This is a genomic window from Burkholderia sp. Ac-20349 (genome assembly GCF_017104865.1).
Classification (GTDB): Bacteria; Pseudomonadota; Gammaproteobacteria; order Burkholderiales; family Burkholderiaceae; genus Burkholderia; species Burkholderia aenigmatica.
The window spans coordinates 1-25,734 of record NZ_JAAGPM010000117.1; the positions used below are offsets into that span (position 1 = coordinate 1).

22 protein-coding genes and 1 pseudogene are annotated in these 25,734 nt (G+C 65.5%); 14 read left to right on the plus strand and 9 right to left on the minus strand.

Going from position 1 to position 25,734, the window contains the following annotated elements; genetic code table 11:
- The first annotated feature begins 5 nt into the window (after window positions 1–5).
- From G3N61_RS29040 to G3N61_RS29055, 4 genes are all read left to right on the plus strand, one after another.
- Window positions 6–1,511 (plus strand): aldehyde dehydrogenase family protein, encoded by a 1,506-nt coding sequence (locus G3N61_RS29040; RefSeq protein ID WP_346778594.1) that lies wholly within the window; start codon window positions 6–8, stop codon window positions 1,509–1,511.
- Window positions 1,512–1,747: 236 nt separating this feature from the next.
- Window positions 1,748–2,185, plus strand: coding sequence for a hypothetical protein (locus G3N61_RS29045; RefSeq protein ID WP_205824169.1), 438 nt, complete (start codon window positions 1,748–1,750; stop codon window positions 2,183–2,185).
- A gap of 35 nt (window positions 2,186–2,220) precedes the next feature.
- Entirely contained in the window at window positions 2,221–2,628 is a 408-nt protein-coding gene (locus G3N61_RS29050) for a VOC family protein (RefSeq protein ID WP_205824170.1), read from the plus strand.
- Window positions 2,629–2,651: 23 nt separating this feature from the next.
- A complete protein-coding gene (locus G3N61_RS29055; RefSeq protein WP_205824171.1) occupies window positions 2,652–3,065 on the plus strand; it encodes a hypothetical protein in 414 nt (137 codons plus the stop codon).
- A gap of 28 nt (window positions 3,066–3,093) precedes the next feature.
- On the opposite strand, the gene G3N61_RS29060 is transcribed toward G3N61_RS29055, so the two are convergent.
- On the minus strand, window positions 3,094–5,538 hold the full coding sequence (locus tag G3N61_RS29060; protein WP_043180784.1) for a DUF3772 domain-containing protein: 2,445 nt from the start codon (window positions 5,536–5,538) through the stop codon (window positions 3,094–3,096).
- Between the two features lie 678 nt (window positions 5,539–6,216).
- Here G3N61_RS29060 and G3N61_RS29065 point away from each other — a divergent pair.
- From G3N61_RS29065 to G3N61_RS29100, 8 genes are all read left to right on the plus strand, one after another.
- Window positions 6,217–6,603 carry a DUF2750 domain-containing protein gene (locus G3N61_RS29065; RefSeq protein WP_241017957.1) on the plus strand — a complete coding sequence of 129 codons (387 nt, stop codon included), beginning with the start codon at window positions 6,217–6,219 and terminating at the stop codon, window positions 6,601–6,603.
- A gap of 49 nt (window positions 6,604–6,652) precedes the next feature.
- Complete coding sequence (locus G3N61_RS29070; RefSeq protein WP_205824172.1) at window positions 6,653–7,042, plus strand: hypothetical protein; 390 nt, start codon at window positions 6,653–6,655, stop codon at window positions 7,040–7,042.
- A 107-nt stretch (window positions 7,043–7,149) separates the two neighbouring features.
- The gene (locus G3N61_RS29075; protein ID WP_205824173.1) at window positions 7,150–7,725 is read left to right on the plus strand and encodes a DUF1629 domain-containing protein; all 576 of its coding nucleotides are present in this window, start codon (window positions 7,150–7,152) and stop codon (window positions 7,723–7,725) included.
- 199 nt (window positions 7,726–7,924) lie between these two features.
- Complete coding sequence (locus G3N61_RS29080) at window positions 7,925–9,352, plus strand: MFS transporter (RefSeq protein WP_089451876.1); 1,428 nt, start codon at window positions 7,925–7,927, stop codon at window positions 9,350–9,352.
- A 402-nt stretch (window positions 9,353–9,754) separates the two neighbouring features.
- A complete protein-coding gene (locus G3N61_RS29085) occupies window positions 9,755–11,083 on the plus strand; it encodes a hypothetical protein (protein WP_205824174.1) in 1,329 nt (442 codons plus the stop codon).
- 231 nt (window positions 11,084–11,314) lie between these two features.
- Window positions 11,315–11,761, plus strand: coding sequence for a hypothetical protein (locus tag G3N61_RS29090; RefSeq protein WP_346778593.1), 447 nt, complete (start codon window positions 11,315–11,317; stop codon window positions 11,759–11,761).
- 23 nt (window positions 11,762–11,784) lie between these two features.
- Window positions 11,785–11,976 carry a hypothetical protein gene (locus G3N61_RS29095; protein ID WP_205824175.1) on the plus strand — a complete coding sequence of 64 codons (192 nt, stop codon included), beginning with the start codon at window positions 11,785–11,787 and terminating at the stop codon, window positions 11,974–11,976.
- A gap of 48 nt (window positions 11,977–12,024) precedes the next feature.
- Window positions 12,025–13,911 (plus strand): WG repeat-containing protein, encoded by a 1,887-nt coding sequence (locus G3N61_RS29100; RefSeq protein WP_205824176.1) that lies wholly within the window; start codon window positions 12,025–12,027, stop codon window positions 13,909–13,911.
- Window positions 13,912–13,944: 33 nt separating this feature from the next.
- Here the strand turns inward: G3N61_RS29100 and G3N61_RS29105 are convergent, their stop codons facing one another.
- The 3 genes and pseudogenes from G3N61_RS29105 to G3N61_RS29115 form a co-directional block, all read right to left on the minus strand.
- Window positions 13,945–16,173, minus strand: a complete 2,229-nt coding sequence (locus G3N61_RS29105; RefSeq protein WP_205824177.1) for a transglycosylase domain-containing protein — start codon at window positions 16,171–16,173, stop codon at window positions 13,945–13,947.
- A gap of 245 nt (window positions 16,174–16,418) precedes the next feature.
- A pseudogene (locus G3N61_RS29110) lies at window positions 16,419–16,637 on the minus strand (hypothetical protein); the annotation flags it as partial.
- Between the two features lie 324 nt (window positions 16,638–16,961).
- A complete protein-coding gene (locus G3N61_RS29115) occupies window positions 16,962–17,381 on the minus strand; it encodes a hypothetical protein (protein WP_089451878.1) in 420 nt (139 codons plus the stop codon).
- A gap of 20 nt (window positions 17,382–17,401) precedes the next feature.
- On the opposite strand from G3N61_RS29115, the gene G3N61_RS29120 reads away from it, so the two are divergent.
- On the plus strand, window positions 17,402–18,325 hold the full coding sequence (locus G3N61_RS29120; RefSeq protein ID WP_089452431.1) for a LysR family transcriptional regulator: 924 nt from the start codon (window positions 17,402–17,404) through the stop codon (window positions 18,323–18,325).
- A gap of 243 nt (window positions 18,326–18,568) precedes the next feature.
- On the opposite strand, the gene G3N61_RS29125 is transcribed toward G3N61_RS29120, so the two are convergent.
- The 4 genes from G3N61_RS29125 to G3N61_RS29140 form a co-directional block, all read right to left on the minus strand.
- Window positions 18,569–19,495: a 3-keto-5-aminohexanoate cleavage protein gene (locus G3N61_RS29125; RefSeq protein WP_089451879.1), complete on the minus strand. Its 927-nt coding sequence runs from the start codon at window positions 19,493–19,495 to the stop codon at window positions 18,569–18,571.
- Window positions 19,496–19,534: 39 nt separating this feature from the next.
- Window positions 19,535–20,341 (minus strand): cyclase family protein, encoded by an 807-nt coding sequence (locus G3N61_RS29130; RefSeq protein WP_089451880.1) that lies wholly within the window; start codon window positions 20,339–20,341, stop codon window positions 19,535–19,537.
- Window positions 20,342–20,383: 42 nt separating this feature from the next.
- Window positions 20,384–21,619, minus strand: coding sequence for an MFS transporter (locus tag G3N61_RS29135; RefSeq protein WP_089451881.1), 1,236 nt, complete (start codon window positions 21,617–21,619; stop codon window positions 20,384–20,386).
- Window positions 21,620–22,138: 519 nt separating this feature from the next.
- A complete protein-coding gene (locus G3N61_RS29140; RefSeq protein ID WP_089451883.1) occupies window positions 22,139–23,149 on the minus strand; it encodes a porin in 1,011 nt (336 codons plus the stop codon).
- 512 nt (window positions 23,150–23,661) lie between these two features.
- On the opposite strand from G3N61_RS29140, the gene G3N61_RS29145 reads away from it, so the two are divergent.
- Window positions 23,662–24,342 carry a TetR/AcrR family transcriptional regulator gene (locus G3N61_RS29145; RefSeq protein ID WP_089451885.1) on the plus strand — a complete coding sequence of 227 codons (681 nt, stop codon included), beginning with the start codon at window positions 23,662–23,664 and terminating at the stop codon, window positions 24,340–24,342.
- Between the two features lie 104 nt (window positions 24,343–24,446).
- Here the strand turns inward: G3N61_RS29145 and G3N61_RS29150 are convergent.
- A partial coding sequence (locus tag G3N61_RS29150) for a PLP-dependent aminotransferase family protein (protein ID WP_241017958.1) occupies window positions 24,447–25,734 on the minus strand: 1,288 nt, incomplete at its 5' end.

The following is a 25,734-nucleotide window of genomic DNA, read 5'->3' on the forward strand; positions in this document are numbered from 1 at the left end:
TCCACGTGTCGTTCCTGGTGTCGGCGCTCGTGATGGCGTGGGTCGACCGCCTGACGACGCACACGCACCCGGCCCATTTCCACGAGCCGCACGCGCCCGTAGCCGCCGTGTCGCGCAAGCCGGCCGACGCAGAGCGCAAGATCGACGCTGCGCACGACGCATTCCTCAAGTGGCGCACGGTGCCGGCGCCGGTGCGCGGCGAGTTCGTGCGCGTGTTCGGCAACGTGCTCCGTGAGCACAAGGCCGAACTGGGCCGTCTCGTCACGCTCGAAGCCGGCAAGATCACGTCGGAAGGGCTCGGCGAAGTGCAGGAAATGATCGACATCTGCGATTTCGCGGTCGGCCTGTCGCGCCAGCTGTACGGCCTGACGATCGCGTCCGAGCGCCCGGGCCACCGGATGATGGAAACGTGGCACCCGATCGGCGTGTGCGGCGTGATCTCGGCGTTCAACTTCCCGGTCGCCGTGTGGGCCTGGAACGCGGCGCTCGCGTTCGTGTGCGGCGATTCGGTCGTGTGGAAGCCGTCCGAGAAGACGCCGCTCACCGCGATCGCGTGCCACGTGCTGCTCGAGAAGGCGATTCGCGAGTTCGAGAAGACGCATCCGGGCGTCGCGCCGAAGGGCCTGAGCCAGCTGGTGCTCGGCATGCGCGATGTCGGCGAGGTGCTGACGGCGTCGAAGAAGGTGCCGGTCGTCAGCGCGACGGGCAGCGTGAGGATGGGCCAGGAAGTCGCGAAGGTGCTGAGCCAGCGTCTCGCGCGCGGCATCCTCGAACTCGGCGGCAACAACGGGATGATCGTCGCGCCGAGCGCGGATCTGGATCTCGTGGTGCGCGCGGTCACGTTCGCGGCGGTCGGTACGGCCGGCCAGCGCTGCACGACGCTGCGTCGCCTGATCGTGCACCGCAGCCTGGTCGAACAGCTGCTGCCGCGCATCGAGAAGGCCTACACGTCGGTGAAGGTCGGCAACCCGCTTGAAGAAGGCACGCTGGTCGGCCCGCTGGTCGATCGCGCGTCGTTCGACGCGATGCAGAAGGCGCTGGGCGATGCACGCGAGCAGGGCGGCGAGGTGAAGGGCGGCGAGCGCGTCGACGTCGGTCACGCGGATGCGTACTACGTGCGTCCGGCCATCGTGCGGATGCCGAAGCAATCGGCGGTGGTCGAGCGCGAAACGTTCGCACCGATCCTGTACGTGATGGTCTACGACAACTTCGACGACGCGATCGAACTGCACAACGCGGTGCCGCAAGGCCTGTCGTCGGCGATCTTCACGAACGACATGCGCGAGGCCGAGCAGTTCATGTCGGCAGCGGGCAGCGACTGCGGGATCGTCAACGTGAACATCGGCACGAGCGGCGCGGAAATCGGCGGCGCGTTCGGTGGCGAGAAGGAAACGGGCGGCGGCCGCGAGTCGGGTTCGGATGCGTGGAAGGCTTACATGCGCCGCGCGACGAACACGATCAACTACAGCCGTCAGCTGCCGCTGGCACAGGGCGTGAAGTTCGACGTCTGATGCGGCGCGCCGGTTTCGGCGCTGCGTGTGAGTAGAAAGGGCCGGCTGCCGCGTGGCGGTGCCGGCCCTTTGTGTTTTGGGGCGGCGCAATGCGGTATCGTGCGCGTGGGCGCCGATCGGGGCGATGGGCGCGGGTGATGGATCGATGACGGGCGGGGAACGCGCGCGGGTCACACGTCGACAGACGCTTGCCCCGGCGAACGGATCGGCCGGCCCTGGCTGACGGTACCGAGATCGTGAACGAAAACGAGCTTCTCGCGAGACTGGCGATGTTGTCGCCGGTCGACATGCAGGTCTATGCGTCTTCGTGTTTGCGTCGCTATTGCGACGCAAACGGGTGTTCGCACGCGGCCATCGATGCCCTCCTCGCGCATCTCGATGCCATCGCGGTCGCCCGGAGCCTGCCCGAGTGGGCGCGCCAAGGGGCCTTGCTCGAACTGAACGGCAGGGGCGATCCGGTTCCGTCAGGTGTCGAATCGGCACTGCCGGACGGCGAGTTGCCAAGGTTCATGGCGTTGGTCGAAACCGTCGTCGAGGTCGGGATCGTCGATCTGTACGGCGCGAGAACCGATCGTCCGCTGGCTTTTCTTCGCAACGCGATCGCCGTTCTCGGGCAGGGCGGGATTCCGTTGCCGCCGTTGACGAAGGTGTCGGGTCGATCGGCATCGGGTTGAATACCACGTAACCAACTGCAAGCGAGCGGGACGAGATGGACGACATCAAAAGCAAGGTCAGGTTTGTCATTCCGGTGAAGCCGAAGGGCATTCGGGCCATGGTGGATTTCTATGGGCGTGGCCTGGGCTTTCAGGTCGTAGACGATCAGGAGGTCCTGTTCGGGGGCGACGCCGGAGCCGGTCTGTTCGTCTATCGTGAGAAGCACCATCCGGTAAGCGGCATCTCGATCCTGCAGATCTGGGTCGAAAAGGACTTCGGTGTCTTTTGCCGGCATCTGAAGGAGATCGGCGCGACGTTCACGGAGATCGCGCGCATGCGGGCCGGCTACGCGGCGCACGTCCTGGATCCCAGCGGAAACCTGATCACGATCCGGTGCGATGAGGATGACGCGCAGAACGACGAGATCGTCTATGGCTGGCCGGAGACGGTCACGATCGACTGACCGGATCGAGACGGGGAAGATGAATGGATACGCTCGCCGACCTGATACGGGATGAATCGCTCTTTCAAGCGGATTGCATTGCGTTCAGCCGGACACGCGTGATCGGCTACACGATAGCCGGTTCGCGGCTGGATCTGGATGAGGCGATCGAGATCGACCCATCGGAGGTTACCGATGCGTTCGAGCGATTTTCGATCGAGATCGACGGGGCGACCTATGCGGGCGGCGAGGGTGCGTCGCACGGGTCGTACGGCTTCTTTTACAAGCGGACGGGACACCGCGTCGACTGGGTCGTGATGTCGACGACGTCGGATCCGTTCGTCGCCGCCCGGCGCGCGGGCGGCGCCATCGCATTCATGACGCAGGCCGGACATGAATGGGTCGTGCCCGGGGACGCTGTCGCGAACCTGCGCATCGACCGCGGACAGCTTGCCTAGCGCGAACGCGCGCGGCGCGGAACGTGCATCACGGCTCCACCACCGGCATGTTCTGCACGACCAGCATCTGCGGGCTCGACAGCGTGATCCCCGCTGCGCGCAACTGCTTCAGGATCTCGAACAGCAGATCGCTCTTCGTCGAACCGGCGATCCGCGGGCTCGACACGTAACCCGTCACGCTCAGCGTGATGCCGTCCGGGGTGAGCTGGCTGAACGTGACCGACGGCGCCGGCTTCTCGAGAATCGCGTCATGCGAGCGATACGCGTCGAGCAGCAGGTCGCGCACCTGCTCGGGATCGGTGTTCAGCGGGAACGTCAGCACCAGCGTCGCGACGCCCTGCGTGCTGTTGCCCATCGTCACGTTGCGCAGGTTCTGCGAGATCAGTTGCGAGTTCGGCACGATCACGGTCGAGCGGTCGCTGAGCTGGATTTCGGTCGCACGCACGTTGATGCGGCGGATATCGCCTTCGACGCCCGAGATGCTGATCATGTCGCCCACCTTCACCGGGCGCTCGGTCAGCAGGATCAGCCCCGACACGAAATTCTTCACGATCTCCTGCAGGCCGAAACCGATACCCACCGACAACGCACTGACGATCCACGCGAGGTTGTTCCACCTGACGCCGAGCAGCCCGAGCGTCATCAGCACGAGCAGGACATAGCCGACGTTGGTGAACAGCGTGATCAGCGACACGCGCATCCCCGTATCCATGCCGAGCGCGGGCATGAACTCGCTGTCGAGCCAGCGGCGCAGCGAGCGCAGCAGGTAGAAGCCGATCGCGAACCCGATCACGGCGTTCATGATCCGGTCGGGCATGATGTTCAGGCTCTGTAGCCGCTGGCTGCCGATCATCGCGACCGCGCTGTCGAGCAGGTCGCCCGGCGTCGTGCCGAACCCGCCCGTCAGCAGCGCGATGGCCGCGATCAGCATCAGCAGGCTGGTGCTGAAACCCGACAGGACCGTACGGGCCTGGTCGAGGTGCCGGTCTTCGAGCGCGAACAGGTGCTTGATCTGCTGGCCCGTCGACAGGCTCGACGAGAACAGGCTTTCGCTCGCGTCGCGCATCAACTGGATCAGGATATAGGTGGCGCCCAGCACGATCTCGAACCACACGAGCTCGTAGGTAATGAAGCGCGCGACCGTGATGTAGCCGATCAGGAGCGCGATCAGTGCCGCGACGATGGCCAGCGTGACGGCGGCATGGATCAGCCCGGCGAGCGTCGAGCGCTGCTCGGGCGCTTCGCCGGCGGCCGCGAGCGCGCTGCGCGCGCGGTTCGAGCGCAGCAGCGACGCGCCGACCGTCAGCGCGACGACGAGCGACACGATACCGCGGCCGAACAGCGTGACCGACAGGCTGGTGTCGACGATCCGGTTGATCGATTCGAGCGTGCCGGACATCAGCAGCAGCGCCGCCAGGATGCCCGGGAAGGGCTTCATCGCGCGAGCGACGGGATCGGCGAGCGCGGGCAGGCGCCACGATGGATGCTTCGTGCAGAGCAGCGCACGGCCGAGCCCGGCGATCAGCGCGCAGGTCGCGGCAAGTTTCGCGAACTGGTCCCACAGATCGGTCAGGCCTGGCGTGAGTTCGTAATGGCGCGCCACGGCAAGGTAGAAGATCTGAACGGCAATGGCGGTGGCCAGCAGGGTCGACAGCGCGGTCGACAACGCCAGCGCGCTGCGGCGCAGGCGGGTGGCCGGCAGGCGGTTCACGCAGAACCAGGCGAGCCCGCGCTCGATGAGCCGGCGGCCGCCGAGCCATGCCGCGAACGCGGCAATCAGCAGCAGCGTGGTGATCGTCTTTTGTCCGGGCACCCACGACGAGCGCAGCATGTCGAGCATTTCTTCGTCGAAGTCCCCGAGCCGCTGGGCGTCGTCCGGCGAAACATGGAACAGCGGCAGCCAGAACTGCGCGCTGAAAATGCCGCCCGAACGGAACGCGAGCTGGTTCTTCAGCAGGCCGCGATGCAGCTTCGCGAACTGTTCGTTCAGGTTCGTGAGGTTGGTCTTCTGGTCGGCGGTCTGCTTCAACGCCGCATCGAGTTGCAGCTTGCGCGCGTTCAGCGTCGCCCGCTGCTTCGCGACGGCCGGCGTTTCCGGCGCGGCGCCCTCGGCAGGCGGAGGGCCGAGCACGTCGAGTTGCGCCTGGACCTGCGCGCGTTGCGGAACGAGATCGCTCTGCAGCTTCTCGACATCGGTGCTCAGCTCCTGCGCCGCGTCGCCGAGCGCGTCCAGCTCCTTGCTGCTCGATGCGGTCGAGGTCTGCTGCTTGATGCGGTCCTGCTCGGCCTGCATCTGCTTGAGCTGCGCGATGGCGTCGCTCAACGAGATGGCCGGGACGGGGGCGCCGACGCCGCTCGCCATCGGGGCCGAGGCGGCCCCGGGAAACGCCGACGCGGTCGCGATCGCCGCGAACTGCAGCAGCGCGATCAGCGCGATCCGGCGCGCGTAGAGGGATAGTCGTTGTATGGACATGGAATGCTTACGATTGGCCGACAATACCGGTCGCCGAAAGGCGCCCGGAAGCCGGTGGTTGGCCCGGTAGCATGTTACCGGGGCGCGGAGGTGAACGACTCCCGAATGTGCATCTGTGGTGTCGCGGCGGCCGAAAAGGGGGACACACGGCGGGATGGGCTGTTTGCACCGTTTTACGGCGGGTGTGTCGATCGAATTGCGCCGGAACGGGCGCATTTTTGGCGGCGGGCGATGGCCGGCGGCGGGACAGACGGTTACGAAATTTACATAAAGCCGGCGCGCGGGCGAACCGGACAAACGGGGCATGAGTCGCTGCCAGGTGCGTGGGGGACGGGTGGCCGGACATTGTCCGGCCGTTCGGTCGTCGTACAATCCCGCGAGTCACCGGCAGGTCGTCCGGGGCACGAGACGCGGCTCGGTCGCCGAGCGTCGAAATACGAACAACGAAAAGCATCCTGAGAGCGTGGCAGATCAAACCCTTCCTTCGAGTGCGGCGGATGAATCGACACCGCCGTGGCCGTCCGATGTGGATCCGGGCGATAGCGTGCCGTTCAGCGAAGGTTTCAGTGCGCGCGGCGACGTTAACGTCAGCCGGCCGGTGCCGGTGGCTAACGCGATTCCGCACCCGGGCACGCTCGCGGCCGATGTCCGTCAGACCCGACGTCGAGACGGAGGCGATTGATAGCGCTTCATCCACAGAAGATCGAAAGCGTTCTGCGGCTCGATGCTCAGGCACGGCTCGATTACTTCATTCGCAAGATTGCCGACTCGGAAGTCGTCTGGGGCCTGTTCGATACCGGGTGGGCGACTGCAACCGCAGAGGGCCGCATGGCGATTCCGTTTTGGCCCGAGCAGGACTTCGCGGCGCTATGTGCCGATGACGCATGGACGGGCTTTCATGCGGAAACGATTCCGCTCGACGCGTTCTTGTCGCGCTGGCTGCCCGGAATGGAGAAAGATCAAAGGCTATGCGCGGTTTTTCCGGCGCCGGCAGACAACGGGCAGCTTGTATTGCCGCGGGATCTGCTGGCGTCGATCCGGTTGGAGCTGACGCAATATGAGTGAAGCGAAACGCGTTCGCTTCGGGACACGAATCAGGTTGAGGGTGTGATGCATGGGCTATTCCATCAATAAAAGCGATGTCATTCCGTATTCCCCGGACGCGCTGGGCAACTTCTTTTGCTATGCGTACGAGTGGGTGGATAACCTGAATTTCTGTCGCCCTGCCAGCGAATTCCTGAGCGATCCGGCGCCGTATGAACAGTTCGCACGCGAGCGGTTCCTTCAGGAAGGCTGGAGGGGAGATGGCCGTATCGAGCTGATGTGGCTTCCTCCGTTTGTATTGGGCGGAATGCTTGCCAACGGAGCGGACGAGTACCTGACGATCGCCGGCAAATTGTGGACGTATGGTCTGGTTCTCTGGCACGTCAAGCAGGACGCGGATGGCACGTCGTTCATCCTGTCGCCGGTAGCGCTGAATATGACTGGCTTCGGTATCGATTGAATCGGGGCGCTTGCACGAAGCATTTTGCTTTGCTGGAGAAAAGCGAGCAGGGATGCCCGGCCGGCGCATGGTCGGGATCGATCCGCATGAAACGGATACGGTGAAAGATGACGAAAATCTGGACCACGGAGGCGGACTATCCGGAAAGCCGGATGGCACGCTACGACGACGCAAAAAACGGCGTGGATCGTTTCGAGTGGCAGGCGGGAAAGCGCGTCGCAACGCCAGCCCCTTTATCGTTCGAGCTACCACGAAGCGGGCGGCCGAAGATCGGGGATTACGGCGTCATCTGGTCGGACATCCTGATTCCTCTCGTCAGTGAAGCGGTGCGTGTTGCGATCGAGGAACTGGTGAACGACGACGATGTTCAGTTCATCCCGGCCGTCATCGGCTCGAGCGGCGGCGCTATCGATGGCGCGTACTTTCTGCTCAACCCGCTGCGGAAAGTCGATGCGGTCGATCACGATGCTTCCGAGCCGATCATGGTGAAAATCCACGGGTTTCCTGACGCCAAGGTCGGCTTCAAAAAGATGGTCCTGCGCCCCGATTTCCCGGCCATCGGAATCGGTCGGCAATTCGATTCTCCGACCTACATTGTCGTCGGGGATCAACTGGCCGATGCCGTCCTGCGCGCCGCGAAGAAAGGCGTCCGGTTCACGCCGGGTATTCCGCCGGCCGGTTGAGGCCAGATTGGCCGGCCGTGAAGCCCGTATGACGTTGTGCTCCAGTCGCCAGTGAGGGCGGCACCGGCTGGATGACAGCCGCTCCTGTGTGTCAGTCGACTGATGTGTTCCGCCGCTCGCCTCGCTAAAATGCGCGAAGCCGCTCGCCAGCAACGCTCTGGTAGCGCCAGGACAATCAAGAATCCGGAGACTTGCCACCATGGCATCCACCCAGCCCGACCCGCTCGCCGCAGCGGGCGCCGCCCGCCCCGCGGCGATCGACCCCGGCTCCATCTCGGCCCGCCTCGACCGCCTGCCGCCTACACGAACCGTCTGGAAGCTCGTCGTCCTGCTGAGCCTCGGCTTCTTCTTCGAGCTTTACGACCTGCTCTATAGCGGCTACGTCGCGCCCGGCCTCGTGAAAAGCGGGATCCTGTCGGCGACGACGCACGGCCTGTTCGGCACCACGGGCGTCGCGAGCTTCATCGCCGCGCTGTTCTCCGGGCTCTTCATCGGCACGATCGCGTGCGGCTTCCTCGCCGACCGCTTCGGCCGCCGCGCGATCTTCACGTGGTCGCTGCTGTGGTACACGGCCGCCAACGTTGTGATGGCGTTCCAGGACACCGCTGCCGGGCTGAACTTCTGGCGCTTCGTCGTCGGTCTCGGCCTGGGCGTCGAGATGGTGACGATCGGCACGTACATCTCCGAGCTCGTTCCGAAGCAGATCCGCGGCCGCGCGTTCGCGTGCGAGCAGGCGGTCGGGTTCGTCGCGGTGCCGGTGGTCGCGTTCCTCGCGTATCTGCTCGTGCCGCATGCGCCGTTCGGTCTCGATGGCTGGCGCTGGGTCGTGCTGATCGGCGCGCACGGCGCGCTGTTCGTGTGGTGGATTCGCCGCGAACTGCCGGAAAGCCCGCGCTGGCTCGCGCAGCAGGGCCGGGTCGACGAAGCCGACCGCATCATGCGCGCGCTCGAGGCGAAGGTCGAAGCCGAATACGGGCGGCCGCTGCCGCTGCCCGCGCCCGCCGAACCCGTGCCGCCGCGCGGCAGCTTCCGCGACATGTGGGTGCAGCCGTATCGCAACCGCACGATCATGATGACGATCTTCAACGTGTTCCAGACGGTCGGCTTCTACGGCTTCGCGAACTGGGTGCCGACGCTGCTGATCAAGCAGGGCATCACGATCACATCGAGCCTGATGTATTCGAGCGTGATCGCGCTCGCCGCACCGATCGGCCCGCTGATCGGCCTCGTGATCGCCGACCGCTTCGAGCGCAAGTCGGTGATCGTCGCGATGGCGGCGGCGATCGTCGTCTGCGGGCTGCTGTTCAGCCAGACGACGGTGGGCGCATTCCTGATCGTGCTCGGCATCGGCCTCACGCTCGCCAGCAACATCATGTCGTACAGCTTCCACGCGTATCAGGCCGAGCTGTTCCCGACGTCGATCCGCGCACGGGCGGTCGGCTTCGTCTATTCGTGGAGCCGCTTCTCGGCGATCTTCTCATCGTTCGTGATCGCGGCCGTGCTGAAGGGTTTCGGCACGTTCGGCGTGTTCGCGTTCATCGCGGGCGCGATGGTGATCGTGATGGCTGCGATCGGGCTCATGGGGCCGCGCACGAAGGGCATCGCGCTCGAAGCCATCTCGAAGTAATCGGCGGTGGTGCACGCGTGTCGCACGGTTCGTGCGGCATGCGTGCGTGTGCTGCGATGGCGATTGCATCGCGCGTACGGCGTGTGCCGCGGATCGGGAATGATCTGGCATACGAATCGATTTGAAGATGCCACGCGCGTTGGCGAAACACACGGCGACCTGTATCGATCTCGGATGCCCAACAAACAACATTGCCACGTAACGAACAAGCGGGCGGCAACGAGTTGAAACAAAGCGTGACGAAGCGCAAATCCACGGTGAAACCGCAACTGGCGTCGCTGCCGATTCTTGCGCGGACGCGTAAAATGAAGGGCCTGACGACTCATTAGCCGCCATCGGACCGCACGCGTTGCATCAGCGAACGGCTCCGCCGCGAAGAGGCGTCGGCGCCGGGTGCGCACGATGCGCCGGACGTGTCGATGGCTCGCGCGGAAGATGCGCCGCTCGCAACAGCAGCATGCGGCGGCCGGATCGGCCGATGGCTTCGAACGTATGATGCCTTTCAGCTTCACGCGGCGATTTGCGAAGCCGCGTTGTCTTGTTCGTGTCGCCGTTACGTGTATCTGGCTCGCGGCGGCACTGCCGATCGCCGTGCTGGTCGAGCGGCCTGCCTTTGCGGCGTCCGACGCATCGTCGCCTGCCGCTACGTCATCCTCATCAATCGAGTCGCCCGCATCGGCGGCTTCCCGTGCGCGTGCCGTTTCGTCGGCGCATGCGTTGTCGGATGCGTCGGCTGCGCAGTCCGCGCCTGCCGCATCGCACGCGCATCCTGCGCAGCCGGCCAGTCCGGCGTCGGGCGCATCGAGTGTATCGGGCGCATCGGCGGCCTCTGCCGCTTCCGCTGCTTCCGCCGCGACACCTGCTTCCGCCGCTTCCGCGACGCCCGCCAGCGAGGTTGGCCCCCCCGCGCCGACGCCGCCGCGCCGGCATCCGCCACTGTCGGCGGAGGAGGCGAAAAATGCGACGGCACGCGCGATAGACATGCGCAAGCGCTTCACGCAGGAAGTCACGCGGCGCCTGAACGTGCCGGCAAGCGAGCAGCGCGCCTACGGCGAGCGGCTCCAGAAGGCGCTCGCCGATGCGGATCTCGGCGATCTCGCCGGCGAATACATCGCGATGGTCGACCGCGCGCCGACCGTGCAGGCGCTGTTCATCTACTTCCGTGCGACACCGGCCAACGCGTGGATGATGATCGGTGCATCGCCGGTCGGCACCGGGCTGCCGGGCAAATACGACCATTTCCTGACACCGCTCGGCGTGTTCCATCACTCGCCGGACAACATGGATTTCCGCGCGGAAGGCACGACGAACGAGAACGGCATTCGCGGCTACGGCCGCCGCGACATGCGCATCTACGACTTCGGCTGGGTGGACGGCGAGCGCGGCTGGGGCAAGGGCGGCGTGTCGCCGATGCGCTTCCAGATGCATGCGACCGATCCCGATCGCCTCGAATCGCTGCTCGGGATCCGGCACTCGAAAGGGTGCGTGCGGATTCCCGCGTCGCTGAACACGTTCTTCGACCGGCACGGCCTGCTCGACGACGATTACCAGGCGCGCGTCGAGGCCGGCAAGTCGCTGTGGGTGCTGCGTCGCGATCGCGACATCACGCCGATCGCGGGCCGCTACCTGGTCGTGATCGACAGCGCCCGCAAGACGCGGCCGGCGTGGTCGCCGTTGCCGGGGCGCAAGGCGTGGTCGAAGGTGCCGAAGGGCGGCGACACGGCGGACTGACGGCCCGCGCGGCGCAGCACGCAGCGGCTCCGCTTCGTCCGGATGGACCCATCCGGCGCCGCGCCACGCCACACCTTTGCGTTTCCCTGCCTGTCGCATGGGCGTGCGCCGGCTGGCACACGTCGCTCACGTTCGCTATATTGGCGTCCGGTGGCGATCGGTCGTGTCGCCGCCGCCGTGCGCTGTCGCGCCGGACATTCCCAAAACAATTCGAAGAGAGAGGCTTCAGCCGTGCGTACCCCCTTGTTCTGTCTGCTGTTGCTCGCGTCGCTGTCCGCGCGGGCCGGCACTGCCTGCGATACCCTGCTCGGCGATTACGCGCCGGCGGCCGGCAAACCCGCGACGCTGCGCGTCGAGAAAGTGAGCGGCGAGATCGTGCTGCGCGTGCGCGACGCCGGCCAGTGGAGCGTCGAAACGGCGCCGACGCACGAGGCCGAGCTGGAAACCGAGGGCCCCGACAAGGCGCCGCCGGGCGCCTGCGTGCTCGACGTGCCGGGCGGCGAGCTGGTCAAGATGCCGATCGGCTCGCCGTATCAGGTCACGTCGATTACCGGCCACAACTTCGAGACGAAGCATTCGACGACAGGTGTCGTGATGCTGACGATGCAGGGCTTCCAGGTCAACGGGATCGAGCTGTATCCGGTCGCACGCCGCGGCGATTCGCCGCCGAGCCCGTGAAGGCGGTGGCGGGCCGGGAGAGTGTGCTCGCGAAGGACGCGAAACCGGACGTGCTGCACGACGATGCGCTGCTCGACGGCGAGGTGACCGCGCGTCGTGTCGACGGCGTGCAGCGCCTGCTCGATGCCGGCGTGAAGCCGTCCGCGAAAGTGCTGGCGGACGCCGCCGATACGCCGGAGATCCTGCGGCTGCTGAAGGCATCCGCCGCACACTGACCGCGACCGAACCGACGCCATACAACGACAACGAGGGCGATCCGACCGATGGGCAATCGAGCATGGCTCTATCTCCAGGCCGCTGATGGAGACGACGCGCGGACGATCGAGTTCGCGGAATCCAACAATCACTTTCCGCTGCTGTGGCGCGTGCTGCTCGCCGACGGCGGCGCGGGCGACGCGATTACGGATCAGCGCGTGTTCGGCGACGCGGGCACGCCGAATCTCGCGAGCGATGCGAGGGCCGCGCATGCGCGCCTCAGCCGGCTCGCATCGTTCGTCGTCGCGCATCCGCTGCCCGGCGACGATCCGGCGCTCGCGCGCCAGTTCGATGCGCTCTTACGCCATCTCGGCGAATCGATCGACGCGCTCGGCGATGCGCATGGCGCGCCACGGTTTTCCGCGAACCTCGACGAGTTGTCGTGGCTTGCCGGCGGCGAGCCGGACGCATTCATCGACGACGAACGCGACACCTGCACGCGCCTGTGGTGGCAAGTCGCGAACTGCATGGACTTCCGCGATGTGCGCGGCGTGCGTGATGCGCTCGAGATCGAAGCGCGTCCCGACTGGCGCGACTGGGCGTGGGGCTTCGGATTCGGCGGCGTGTCGCATCACTATTTCAAGCGTCAGGAGCCGCCCCGCGGCGTGACGTTTGCCGAGATGTTCGATGCCGGCGAGGTACATGGCCGCTGGCTCGCCTACGACACGTTCAGCTTTCGCGGACGCAACGGTCTGTGGGGCGTCCGGCGCGAGAGCAACGACGCATGGGACGTGATCGTGCCGCCGGCGTGGACGAACCTGTGGCGCAGCGGCGCGCACGACGACCGGTTGCTGTGGGTGGCGCGCGACGGGCAGTTCGGCCTGCTGCTCGCCGATGAGGCGGGGGCGCGCGTCGTGCGCGAGCCGGCATTCGACGAAGTATGGAACTTCACGGGCGACATCGCATGCGTGCGCGTCGGCGAGCGATTCGGGCTCGTGCGCACGGACGGCACGTGGGTGCTCGAACCGTTGCTCGACAACTTCGGCGAGTTCTCCGACGGGCTGGCGTCCGCGAGCCTGGACGAACGCTGGGGCTTCGTCGACACGAACGGCGCATGGGTGATCCCGCCGCGTTTCGACGATGCGCAGGAATTCGTGAACGGCGCCGTCGTGGCGGTGTGCGAGGGCGAGCACTGGGGGCTGGTCGACCGCGACGGGCAATGGCGGGCGCGGCCCGAATGGACGTCGCTCGAATGGTCGTCCGAATGCGGTGCGTTCATCGCCCAGCGGGGCGATCACGTCGGCCTCGTCGATCTGAACGGCCGGACGGTCGTCGAGCCGCGTTACGCGGAAATCGCCAGGTTGATCGACGGCGAGCGGACGGAGACCGTGACCGATCTTGGCGCGATTCGCCACATCGTACGGCGCGGCGACGGACGTTGCGCAATCGTCGACGGGCTGGGCCGTGCGCTGACGCGCTTCGATTTCGTGAACATGTGGGCGCTGCCGTGGTTGCCGGATGACACGGCGGTGCCGCGCGAGCTGCTCACGCGTTATGCGGTCGGCCTCTTGTCGGAGGACCCGATGCATGTCGCGATCTGCGATCTGGAGACGGGCACGACGATTTCGCTGGGGCGCTGCGACGACCCGGCGGGCCTGTTCTTCGCGTCCGGTTACGGCTGGCTGGCCGGCGTGCTGGACGAGGACGGCGACGACGTGCGCGCGACCGTGTTCCGTGCGGACGGCACCGTGCTGCATCCGGCCCGTTACACACGGATCGGCGATGACGCGCTGTTCGACGGCAACGCCGCGCGCACGTTGCTGATGTCGTGGCCTGTCCGCCGCGCCGCGATCGCGGAAAACTGGCGCGACGGCAAGCCGGTCGCGGCATGGCGCGACGACGGCGTGGCCGTCTGGTTGTATCCGGACGGGCGAGCGACGACGACGCGCACGTAAAGCGAACGGCCGTCTTGCCCGACGGCCCCACGATCAGCGGAACAACCTCAGCCAGTCGAACAGGCCCGGATGCGGCGCGCGCCGCCGCGGCGCCGGCGCGCTGCGCGGCCGGAAGTCGGGCGAGAACTGCGCGTGCGGATCGATCGCCCGCGCGCGCAGCGCCGCATCGTAGAACGTGCCGACGATCGGCAGCGCGCTGTGCGCGCCCGCGCCCCAGTAGTCGCTGCGCAGCGTCACGCTGCCGTCGTCGAAGCCGACCCACGCGCCGGCCACGAGCTGCGGATGCATCAGGATGAACCAGCCGTCCGCGTTGTCCTGCGTCGTGCCCGTCTTGCCGGCGACGTCGACGCGGATCCCGTAGCGCGAGCGGATGTCGGCACCGGTGCCGCGATCGACGACGTCGCGCATCACGTCGACCAGCGTCTGCGCGGCGGGCGCCGGCAGCGCACGTTCGGGCGGCGCGCTGCCGAAGGTGGCGAGCACCTTGCCGTCGCGATCCTCGATGCGCGTGATCATCTGCGGCGCGACGTACACGCCGCGGTTCGCGATCGTGCCGTACGCGGACACCATCTCCTTCAGCGTGACGGGGCTCGTGCCGAGCGCGAGCGACGGTACCGCGTCGAGCGGGCTTTCACGCACGCCCATCGCACGCGCGAGCTGCGCGACCTTCGCGGCACCTTCCTGCTGCATCACCTGCGCGGTGATGCGGTTGCGCGACAGCGCGAGCGCATCGCGCAGCGTCATCGGCTCGCCCGTCGGCGGCTCCGCATCGGTGGGGCGCCACACCGCGCGGCCGTCGACCGGGATCGCGACGGGGCGATCGACGAACGTATCGCCCGGCCGCATGCCGTCCGCGAACGCCGCGCCATAGACGAACGGCTTGAACGTCGAGCCCGGCTGGCGCCGCGCCTGCGAGACGTGATCGAACGGCTCGCTGCCGAAATCGGGACTGCCGACCCACGCGCGAATCGCGCCGTTGCGCGGATCGATCGCGACGAAGCCGGCCTGCACCTGCGTCTTGTGCTCGCACAGCGCGCGCATGAATTCCCGATTGGCGCCGAGCTGCTTCAGCGCCGGCACATCGGCAAGCCCCGTGTCGCGGGCCTGGCGATACTCGGGTGTCTGGCGGATGAAGCCGCGGAACAGGTCGTTGCGCAGTCCGCAGCCGGACGGGCCGCGCCACGCGCTGTCGGCGATCGCCTGCAGCCGTTCGGTCTGCCGCGTCAGCGCCTGCGTCGCCATGTCCTGCAGTCGCGCATCGAGCGTCGTGCGTACGACGAGGCCATCCGAGTACAGATCGTAGTTGTTGCGATCGGCCCACGCGATCAGCCATTTGCGCAGCTGCACCGCGAAGTGCGGGGCGAGGCCGGGCTGACCCGACTGCGGCTCGAAGTCGACGCGCAGCGGCTGGCGCTGCAGTTTCGCGAGCTGCTGCGGCGTCAGCATGCGCATCTGCGCCATCCGGTCGAGCACGATGTTGCGCCGCTGTACCGCGCGTTCCGGATTCAGCACCGGGTTGTAGTAGCTGTTGCCCTTCAGCATCCCGACGAGCGTCGCGCTTTCGACGATGTCGAGCTGGTCGGCCGACTTGCCGAAGTAGGTGCGCGCGGCCATTTCGACGCCGTACGCGTTGTACAGGAACGGCACGGTGTTCAGGTAGGTCTCGAGAATCTCGTCCTTGCTGTACACCGACTCGATCTTGAACGCAGTGATCAGCTCCTTCACCTTGCGCGTGAGCGTCGGTGCGCGGCCGACTTCGTCCGGATACAGGTTGCGGGCGAGCTGCTGCGTGATCGTCGAGCCGCCCTGGCGATCGCCCGAGAACGTGTGCAGCCCGGCCGCGATCGTGCGGCGCCAGTCGATGCCGTGATGCGCGTAGAAGCGGTGATCCTCGGTCGCGATCAGCGCGTCGACCATGTGCGGCGAGATCTGCTTGAGCGGCACCCATTCGCGGTTGACCGGCCGGAACTCGGCGATCAGCTGGCCGTCGGCGGACAGCACGCGCGCGGGGCGGTCGATGCGCGCCTTGCGGATGTCGCCGATGCTCGGCGTGAACGGGACGAATGCGAGCAGCACCAGCAGGCCCAGCACCGGTATCGCGGCGAGCGTCAGCGCGACGCCGCGGCGCGTCGGATGACGCAGGCGATGCAGCACGCCGGCGCCCAGCGCGCGGATGCGCGCGCCGCTGGCGGCGGCGAACGGTACGACGCGGGCGCGGCAATGGCGCCACGCATCTCGGAGAAGCGGCACGAAGCGATTCAAGGCGGCAGGAGCGCGGAGGGAAGAGGCGCGATCCTAGCAAACGGCGCACGTGCGACACCGGCCAAAATGGCTGTTTGCTTGCAGGATTTACAGACGATTACGTTTGTTGCCCGCCGACAACCTTTTACCGCACGCGCAGATGCGATTCCGCTGACGAATGGCGGCCGGCCTGCTGTTACGAGGGGCCGCCCGACCAGCGCGGCGCGATGTCTGCCGGTCGTTGCACATCGGGCGGGCCCGTGCCGTCACTTCCACGCATAGCGCAGTCCCACCCACGCGCCACGCGGCGCGCCCACGCCGACGAACTGCTCGCTCACGGGATTCGCGGGGTCGTAAGTGTGGCCCGGTCCGTTGAAGAAATTCTCGCCGAGTACGCCGAAGCTCGCGTATTGCTTGTTGAGCAGGTTCGTCACGGTCGCGAAGAGCTGCAGTTGTTTCGTCACATTCCACGTTGCATCGAGATCCGCGCTCGAATGCGAGCGTGGCATCGTCCGCGCGGGTGGCGAGCCGACGACGGCGTGCCGAGCGCACAAATCCAGCCAGAAGCGACCGGAGACGCGCAACGGCCTTTCGAATCCTTGAAAACGTGGCGAGCGTTCGCGCGAGCAGGCGCGAATCCGTCGGGTACGAAGTGCAAGCGCTAATTCGAATCGGTTTGATTCCGTTTCTTTGGTGTTCATTCGACGCGAATACGTGTCAAATGTGTCGACCCGGCCACCGTGATGCCAGCGCATTGCGCACAGGCTTCCATCGTTTGCACGATCGAGGCCGGTCTCCCATTTTCCGCTTCAAAGGACTGCAAACTTCATGAGCAATCGAAAACATGAAGTACTCGCTCCGCAGCATAGCCAGCCGATCTTCGTCGATCCGAACCCGCAGGTAGTGCTCGCGGACGTGCCGGTGAAATAAGCGCCGGGTATCGGGCGCGGTCGCATCGAGCTCGCCCATTGCCGACACTTTCCCCACACGCCGTCAATCGCGTGCGAACGATCGAGCGTCGCGAGGTGTCCGGTCGTGAGGTGTCCGTTGAAAAGCATCAGATCGAGCGCGTAATCGATTGCGCTCGCCAGCCATTCCTCATGTGATGAGTATTCGAAAAACGACTCGATGAGCGCGACCGCCTGCACGTCAATCAACGTGACGAGCCGGCCCGCCAGCGCAGTCAATGTCCGCGTTTGGACCGTGCCGGCCAGCTCGCCAGCACACAACCATCGATTCCAATCCCATGATGCAACACCTTCCTGATCTCGACGCCTGGGCCATTTTCGCGCGCGTCGCAGAAACCGGCTCGTTTGCAAAGGCCGCCGAGCTGATCGGCACGTCGCAGTCGACCGTGTCGAAGGCCATCGCGCGCCTCGAGCAACGGCTCGGCACCATGCTGCTGTACCGGACGTCGCGCAGACTGTCGCTGACCCCGACGGGCAATCTCTTGCGCGACCGTGCGATCCGGCTGCTCGCGGATGCCGAACTGATCGAGAACGAAGCAACGGCTCAGGCGCTCGAGCCGCACGGCCTCGTGCGCGTGAATGCGCCGATGTCGTTCAGCCTCCTGCATCTCGCACCGGTGCTGCCCGCGTTTCTCGAGCGCTACCCGAGCGTCGACATCGATCTCATGCTGAGCGACCATCTGGTCGACGTCGTTCCGGGGGGCTTCGACATCGCGATCCGGATTGCCGAACTGAACGATTCGACGCTGCGCTTCCGCAGGCTCTGCGCAGTCCGCCGGCCGCTCGTCGCTTCGCCTGCCTACCTGGACCGGTACGGACGTCCGGCTCACCCGCGCGATCTCGAGCGACATGTCTGCTTCACCTACACGAATCTGCCGACGTCGGGTTGCTGGCGGTTTCGGCACACCACGTCCGGAGAAAAATTTTCAGTACCGGTGAACGGACGCATCCGCACCAACAACGCCGACGTGATCCTGCCCGCACTGGTCGCCGGCTACGGCCTTGCGCTGCAGCCCGAATTCCTGGTTGTCGATGCGCTACGGCATGGCGAACTCGAGGAAGTGATGCACGACTGGAAGATCGCCGACATCAACGTGAACCTCGTGACGCCGCCCGGCATGCTGCGTACCGCGCGCGTCGCGGTGCTGCTCGACTATCTCACCGACCAGTTCATGACCGCACCCTGGGCGCCGCCCGCGCGCTGAACCTCTGCGGTCGAACCCGTCTGAGCCCGGCCCGCTCGACCCCGTCGAGATCGCAGACCAGTCGCGCGTCATGTCGACCCGCATCCGCGCGACGGGCGCCCGCCGCGCACGTTCCATCGCTCGAGCCGCTACCGCACGAGATCGCCTTCAAGCGCCGTTGAGCGGGGGCGGGGGATGCGACGCGCCACCGCTTGCCCGAATCCGGCCGGGTGGAGGTGGGCGATGCCCGATCACGGCGACGCGTCAAAAATTGACCTTGTCTCGTCCTTTCAGCCCCAACATCGCGCGGGCCTCGTCGGGGGTGGCGATCTCCAGCCCGAGCTCGGTCAGGATGCGGCTGATTTTGGCCACCTGCTCGGCGTTCGAAGTGGCGAGCTGGCCTCGTCCCATGAACAGGTTATCCTCCAGGCCGACGCGCACGTTGGCGCCCATGACCGCGCCCATCGTCACGAACGGCATTTGCTGGCGGCCTGCGGCGAACAGCGACCACACGTAGTCTTTGCCGAAAAGGCGGTCGGCCGTCTGCTTCATCAGCAGCACGTTTTCCGGGTCGGCCCCGATGCCGCCCATCACGCCGAACACCGACTGGATGAGGAATGGCGGTTTGACCAGGCCGATCTCGACGAAGTAGGCGAGGTTATACAGGTGGCCAATGTCGTAGCACTCGAACTCGAACTTGGTGCCATGCGTCTTGCCCAGCGTTTCCAGGATGTAGCGGATGTCGCGGAAGGTGTTGCGGAAGATGCCGTCCTCCGTATTCTTCAGATAGGGCACCTCCCAGTCATGCTTCCACTCGCGGCTTTTTTCGGCCATGCGGAACATGGCGAAGTTGATCGAGCCCATGTTCAGCGAAGCCATCTCCGACGAGGCGCGCAGTGCGCCTTCGAGTCGCTGCTCGAGCGTCATCGTCACGCTGCCGCCGGTGGTGATGTTGAGTACGGCATCGGTCTGTTCGGCGATGCGAGGCAGGAACTGCATGTAGACGTCGGCCGACGCTGAAGGGCTGCCGTCGACGGGGTTGCGCGCGTGCAGGTGGATGATGGCTGCGCCCGCCTGGGCCGCGGCGATGCTGTGCTCGGTGATCTGGTCGGGCGTGCAGGGCAGGTACGGCGACATCGTGGGCGTGTGCACGGAGCCGGTGATCGCGCAACTGATGATGGTCTTGCTCATGGGTGTTCCTCGTCGTGTGGTGGAGGGAAGGTGAGTGGATCAGGCGGTTGCGGCCAGCCTGTCGTCGAAGATGGCGACCGCGCGCGTCCAGCCGGCCGAGGCGTTGCGGATCTTGTGGGGGAAGCAACTGATGAAGAAGCCATCGGGGGGGAGCGCCTCCAGGTTGTGCAGTTTCTCCAGGTGGCAGTAGCCGATATCACGGCCCGCCTTGTGGCCCTCCCAGATGAGTCCGGCGTCGCGGCTCTCGGCGTATTTCCCGGCGGTATGGACGAAAGGCGCGTCCCAGCTCCACGCGTCGGTACCGGTCAGGCGCACACCGCGCTCCAGCAAGTACATGGTGGCGTCGTAACCCATGCCGCAGCCGGCCGACACGTAGTCGTTGTTGCCATAGCGGCTACCGGCGCGCGTGTTGACGACCACGATTTCCAGTGGCTGAAGCGTGTGGCCGATGCGCTCGAGCTCCGCCTCGACGTCGGCGGCGTTGACCACGTAGCCGTCGGCGAAGTGGCGAAAGTCGAGCTTGACGCCGGGCTGGAAACACCACTCCAGCGGGACTTCGTCAATGGTCCACGCGCGTTTCTTTTCGCCAAGCGCCTTGTCCATGGTGCTGTGGAAGTGGAAAGGCGCGTCCAGGTGAGTGCCGTTGTGGGTGGAAAGCGTGACCCGCTCCACGGCCCAGCCCTCGCCGTCGGGCAGGTCTTCCTTCTTGAGACCGGGAAAGAACGGTTCGATCTGATCGACCGTATGCTCGTGGGTGAAGTACTGGATCTCGGGCTTGAAGGCGGGCGGATCGGAGACGACGTCGTTTTCCAGGTAAATGGATAAATCGACGAAGCGGCGTGTCATGGAGGACTCCTATTCTTGAAGGGCGATCAGATCCGGCCGGGTTCAGTGTGCGACGACGGCTTCTTCCGGGGGCAGGACTTCTGCGGCCGGCAGCATCAACACCACCACGGCGGCGGCCATGAACACGCCACCGCACACGGCGATGCTCGGACCGAAGCCGAAGGCACTGGACATCGATCCCAGCAGCAGAGGCGCAAATGCGGAGAAACCGCGTCCCACGTTGAAGCAGAAACCCGTGCCCGTCGCGCGCACCTGCGTCGGAAACAGTTCCGCGAAATATGAGCCCATCAACCCGGCGAAGGCCATGAAGAACGCGAATACGGGGCCGAGCAACAACAGGACTGTTGGGTCGGTGGCCTGTACATAGAAGGGCAACAGCAGGCCGGAGCTGACGAGCGACAGGATCAGGGCCTTCTTCTTGCCGATGCGGTCGGCGACGTAGCCGAACACGTTGTAGCCAATGAACATGCCGACGTTGAGTAAGGCCAGGAAGCGCGCCATGGTGCCCACTTCCAGGCCGCGCTCCTTCACCAGGAAGGTCGGCAGCCACGTGCTGGCGCCCCAGTATGCAGCCAGTGCCAGCGCCGACGTCAGCGTGCCCAGCAGCGTCACGCGCAACAGGGCCGGGGTGAACAGTGCGGCGACGCCCCGGTCGCCAGCCGCCCGATGCCGGCTGTTGCGTGTGTGCTGCTGCCCGGCCCGCCAGGCCTCGGACTCGGGTACGCGCAGCCAGACGTAGGCCATGGCGATCACGACTGCGGCGCCGCAGACAAAGAACAGCACGCGCCAGCCGTAAGTGGGCAGCACATAGGCGGCCGCGGCTGAAGCGATGGCGGCGCCAATGGAGAATGAACTCAGCACGAAGGAGGTAGCCCGCGCGCGCTGGTCTACCGGCCACGTCTCGTTCACGTGCGCGGCGGCGATCCCCCACACGCTGCCGAGGCCCAACCCGGAGAGAAACCGCAGCACCAGCACCTCGCGCCAATCGGTCGCCGCGGAGATCGCCATCGTGAGCAGGCCGAAGCCTCCAAGCGACAGAAGCAGTACGGTGCGGCGGCCCCACCGGTCGGCTACGGGGCCCATGACCACGCCGCTGAGGCCCACGCCGAGCAAGGTGGCGGTGACCAGCAGCCCGGCCTGTGCCGGGCCGATATGCAGCGATGCCGTAATCGCCGGCATCGCAATCGCCAGGATGATGATGTCGACGGCATCGAACATGTAGCTCAAAAAATATCCGATCAGCACACGCCACTTCAATGTGGTCGAGATGGGGGGCATGAGTGTTGTCTCCTGGAGCACCGAATGATGGTGTTGACTGTACGTTCGTACAATTTTTGTATTGATGAACTATACGTACGGTCAGTGAATATTTTGCCTAGGGGAAACCATGAGATTCCGACGGCGCTGCAAAACGCCGCTTCGCCTGACGGCAGAGCGGCGCGCGAGCAGAAGAGCCTTCGTCTAAAGGGCCGATGCAACCAGAAGCGAGACGCCCGCCGTCATGAGGAAGGGCGACCGCATGGCGAAGACTGGACCAAACCGCAGATTGCGCGAATCAAGGCCGGACGCCACGGGCCTCCTGATACGCCCTTTGAGTTCACGGCATTCGGCATATGACGTCGAACGCTTCGCGGCCTGAGCCAACGTCTGGATGGAGGGTTCGCCAGATGGCCGGTCGCCGGCAGCAAGCATCGTCGCCCTCGATCGCTCGGCAATCCGCGTGGTGGGTGCAGGAACTTGCTCCCGTCCCAAGCGCGTCAACCGTTGATCGCAGGCGTCAAATATCGATGCGCGCTCCTAGAATCGATGTCGAAGTCCGACTCCGAAGCTGTTGCCGGTGCCTGCAGTACTCAGTTTGTCGTACAAGTAGCTCAGGTAAGCGTCGGTGCGTTTGGAGAGGGGATAGTCGTACGTCAGACCGGCGGTATCGCGATGCCGATCTCCCGTGGGCGTCGACAACGCTGTATGAGCCCAGGATGCCCCGATGCTGGAAATGCCGACCGGAACCGAGATGCCCGCCTGCCAGGTCTTCGTGGAGAGTCCCGATGGATAGGCTAATGCGCGATCGAATGAGGCGGAGAGCGAGAAGTAGGGGAACTTGTAGGTGCCGCCAACAAAATAGACGTTCTGGTGTGTGGTGGTCGAGGTGATGCCGGGTCCGTATCCCGTGCGCTGTGCAGCGGCAGACGCATAAAGTGGCCCCTGATCGTAGACAACGGCTGCCAGGACATCGTGCGCCCCGGTACCGGGGAGGCCATACTGGAACGTCACTTTTGTGCCTGCAATGGATGGCGATTCATACGAGATGGCGCTGTCCCAGCTGGTGTCTCCAGCCACCGCCCGTCCGAAGTCGGCTATCCAGGTCTGGACCATGAGCGGGCTAAAGCGCGTGGATCCACCCAGCGGATTCGTGCGAGCAGTGATGAAAAAAAGCGGGTTGATCAGTCGTCCTGCTCGAATTTCACCCCACTGACCTGAAAGCCCGACATAGGCATTTCTTGAATACGCGTTGTCTCCCGAGAACCGGCCAGACTGACCCGAGTTCATGAGCAGGTAGCCCTCGATCGCAAAGTTGGCACGAAGGCCGCCGCCGAGATCTTCCGTGCCTCGGATGCCGTAGAACGAAGTCGTTTGACCGCCGCTCAGCATGGCCAGACTGCTTGCGCTTGCCCCGCTTGGTTTGAAGGAGCCGATCGCAACGTCGAGAATTCCGTAGAGTTGAACGGTAGACGTCTGCGCTATCGCGGCAGTAGACATGCAGCCGTCAATGAAAAAAGCGGCTGCCATAAATTTCGTGATCCTGATCATGGTGGTGTCTCCTCACCGATTTTTGTGTTGGATCAGGCCACTGTCTGCAGTGGCGCTGTCTTCTGTCTTGCTGCTTACCGCGGGCCAGTCCCGCTACGGATGTGGTCCAGCTGGATGATGCTCCCTGCATCTCCGCGGAAAAGCGGGAGGATTCTTCGCGGGAAGGGGAAGGGCCTCGGGGTTGTGACGTTTCCCCGTGGCGTCATCTCCGATCTCGGCGCCTGTCTTGACTGCCGCCGCAAACGGGCGGGCCTGGTCCGGGTATCGATCGCATCGGTAATCGCGCACACGACAGATGCCTTGCTTCTCATGAAGTCACTGATCAAGAGAGGCAGGTAAGTCGAAAGCTCACCGTCCCACGGTCAAATCGATGCCGACTGTACGTTCGTACAGCCTACGTACCAAGTAGGATTAGTACCTAGGCGTTGGGCACGTTTCAACGACTGACTGAGCGTTCGTTTTCTGCGCTGCAGTACAATCGGAGCCGCTGCCAACAAAAGGAGCGGTTGCTTATGACCCAGACGGCGCCACGTAACACGCAGCGTGTACGCGGAAAATCAAACACGAAGCCGGAAATGGACAAGCGGGAACGAGTGATCGTTGCGGCCGAGCGGCTTTTCGCTCGAGAGGGGTATCACGGTGTTTCGATGCGGGATATCGCGAAGGAAGCAGACGTTGGGCTTCCGCTGATCGTCTACCATTTCGAAACGAAGCTTGGGCTGTACAAGGCGATTTTCGAGTACCGCAAGGGACTGGTCGAGGAGCGTCTGGCTCAGCTTGAGCAGATCACTGACTTCGATCAGCCGGACGTTTTGTTGAAAATTGCGACGGCCTTTGTATCGCCGATCGTCAGGAGCTACGCAACGCCAGAGGGCAGAGAGTATGCGCAACTCGTTGTGAGAGAGGCTTCGGATCCGCAAGAGGGAACGCGCGGCATCATCGAAGAGTATTACGATCCCATCGGAAAGGCCTACATCTCGGCGATACGGCGAGCGCTGCCCAATGCGTCGGACGAGTTCCTGTGCAGGAGCTATTTGTTCGCGGTCGGAGCACTCGTGATGAGCGTGTTCGATCATCGAATCGGGCGTCTGTCTGGCGATTCATTCAGTGATACCGACGTCGAGGTCAAAACGAATATGCTTGCGGCATTCATTGCCGACGGAATGCAAAGCGGTGGCGAGCGATTCAAGTAGCTGGCCATATTGAAATCGCCGGTCGCTGTGGGGTGATTCAAGGCGGCAGGCGCGGGATGGCGCGGCACGATCGCGGCAACCGACACACCTGCGCCAGCAACCTTCTACGGCACGCGCGGTTGCGCTTCCACTGACGAAACCACATCCGCGAGCCGCTGCGCGGCCGCTTCCATCTGCGCCCGGCCGAACCCGCCGAAGCCCAGCACGAGCCCCGGGCGGGCCGTGCCCGGCGCGAACATCGGCGACACCGCGCGCACCGCGACGCCGGCTTGCGCGGCGCGCTCGACCACGTCGAGATCGTCAATCCCTTCCGCGAGCCACAGTACGACGTGCATCCCCTGGTCGCCCGGCTGCACCCACGCGCGTTCGCGCGGCAGCCGCGCCCCGAGCGTGTCGATCAGCAGCGCGCGCTGCTCCGCATACACGCCGCGCACGCGACGGATGTGGCGGTCGAGGTGGCCTTCCGCGATGAATGCGGCCAGTACGTGCTGGTCCGCGGTCGGCACATGGCGATCCATCAGCGCACGTGCGCCGCAGAACGCGGGCACGAGATCGTCGGGGGCGATCACGTAGCCGAGCCGCAGCGACGGAAACAGGATCTTGCTGAACGTGCCGAGGTAGATCACGCGATCGGGGTCGAGTCCCTGCAGCGACGGGAACGGATAGCCTTCGTAGCGCAGCTCGCTGTCGTAATCGTCCTCGACCACCCACGCGCGCCGAGCACGCGCCCATGCGAGCAGCGCGTTGCGCCGCGCCATGCTGAGCGGCATGCCGAGCGGATACTGGTGCGACGGCGTGACGAATGCGGCACGCGCATCCGGTGCGACGCGGATGCCGGCCTCGACGTCGATGCCGTCGGCGTCGACCGGCACCCGCACCATCGCGTCGTGCCGCCCGGTGCTGTCGAGCAGCGCGGTGATGCCGCGATAGGCGGGATTCTCGACCCACGCCTGATCGTCCGGGCCGAGCAGCACCTGGCTCGCGAGATGCAGCCCCTGCTGCGTACCGCTCGTGATCACGACCTGGCCGGCATGGCAGCGCACCGAGCGCGACCGGCGCACGTAGTCGGCAATCGCTTCGCGCAGCGGCAGCGCGCCTTGCGGATCGGCATAGCCGGACGGCGCGCCGGCACCGCGTGCGCGCAGGCGGTTGCCGAGCCGGCGCCAGATGTCGTCGGGCGCGGTGAGGCCGATCGGTACCGAGATCGCGAACGGCATGGCCGGCAGCGGACGGAATTCGCCGGCGATCCGCGCGAAGGTGGCGGCCGGCTCGGGCAGCCCGGCGTGTGCCGGCGGGCGGTGGGTGGGCGGGTCGTCGGCACGGTCGGCTGGTTCGCGGCGATCTGTCCGTACACCGTGACCGTCGCGGTCGCGCTCGTGCCGAGCGCGGGTT

Coding starts and splice junctions, on each gene's coding strand:
- G3N61_RS29120 (WP_089452431.1), top strand. CDS start 17,402: ATGCAACACCTTCCTGATCTCGACGCCTGGGCCATTTTCGCGCGCGTC.
- G3N61_RS29050 (WP_205824170.1), top strand. CDS start 2,221: ATGGACGACATCAAAAGCAAGGTCAGGTTTGTCATTCCGGTGAAGCCG.
- G3N61_RS29145 (WP_089451885.1), top strand. CDS start 23,662: ATGACCCAGACGGCGCCACGTAACACGCAGCGTGTACGCGGAAAATCA.
- G3N61_RS29140 (WP_089451883.1), bottom strand. CDS start 23,149: ATGATCAGGATCACGAAATTTATGGCAGCCGCTTTTTTCATTGACGGC.
- G3N61_RS29080 (WP_089451876.1), top strand. CDS start 7,925: ATGGCATCCACCCAGCCCGACCCGCTCGCCGCAGCGGGCGCCGCCCGC.
- G3N61_RS29135 (WP_089451881.1), bottom strand. CDS start 21,619: ATGCCCCCCATCTCGACCACATTGAAGTGGCGTGTGCTGATCGGATAT.
- G3N61_RS29070 (WP_205824172.1), top strand. CDS start 6,653: ATGGGCTATTCCATCAATAAAAGCGATGTCATTCCGTATTCCCCGGAC.
- G3N61_RS29100 (WP_205824176.1), top strand. CDS start 12,025: ATGGGCAATCGAGCATGGCTCTATCTCCAGGCCGCTGATGGAGACGAC.
- G3N61_RS29125 (WP_089451879.1), bottom strand. CDS start 19,495: ATGAGCAAGACCATCATCAGTTGCGCGATCACCGGCTCCGTGCACACG.
- G3N61_RS29060 (WP_043180784.1), bottom strand. CDS start 5,538: ATGTCCATACAACGACTATCCCTCTACGCGCGCCGGATCGCGCTGATC.
- G3N61_RS29130 (WP_089451880.1), bottom strand. CDS start 20,341: ATGACACGCCGCTTCGTCGATTTATCCATTTACCTGGAAAACGACGTC.
- G3N61_RS29085 (WP_205824174.1), top strand. CDS start 9,755: ATGCGCCGGACGTGTCGATGGCTCGCGCGGAAGATGCGCCGCTCGCAA.
- G3N61_RS29075 (WP_205824173.1), top strand. CDS start 7,150: ATGACGAAAATCTGGACCACGGAGGCGGACTATCCGGAAAGCCGGATG.
- G3N61_RS29055 (WP_205824171.1), top strand. CDS start 2,652: ATGGATACGCTCGCCGACCTGATACGGGATGAATCGCTCTTTCAAGCG.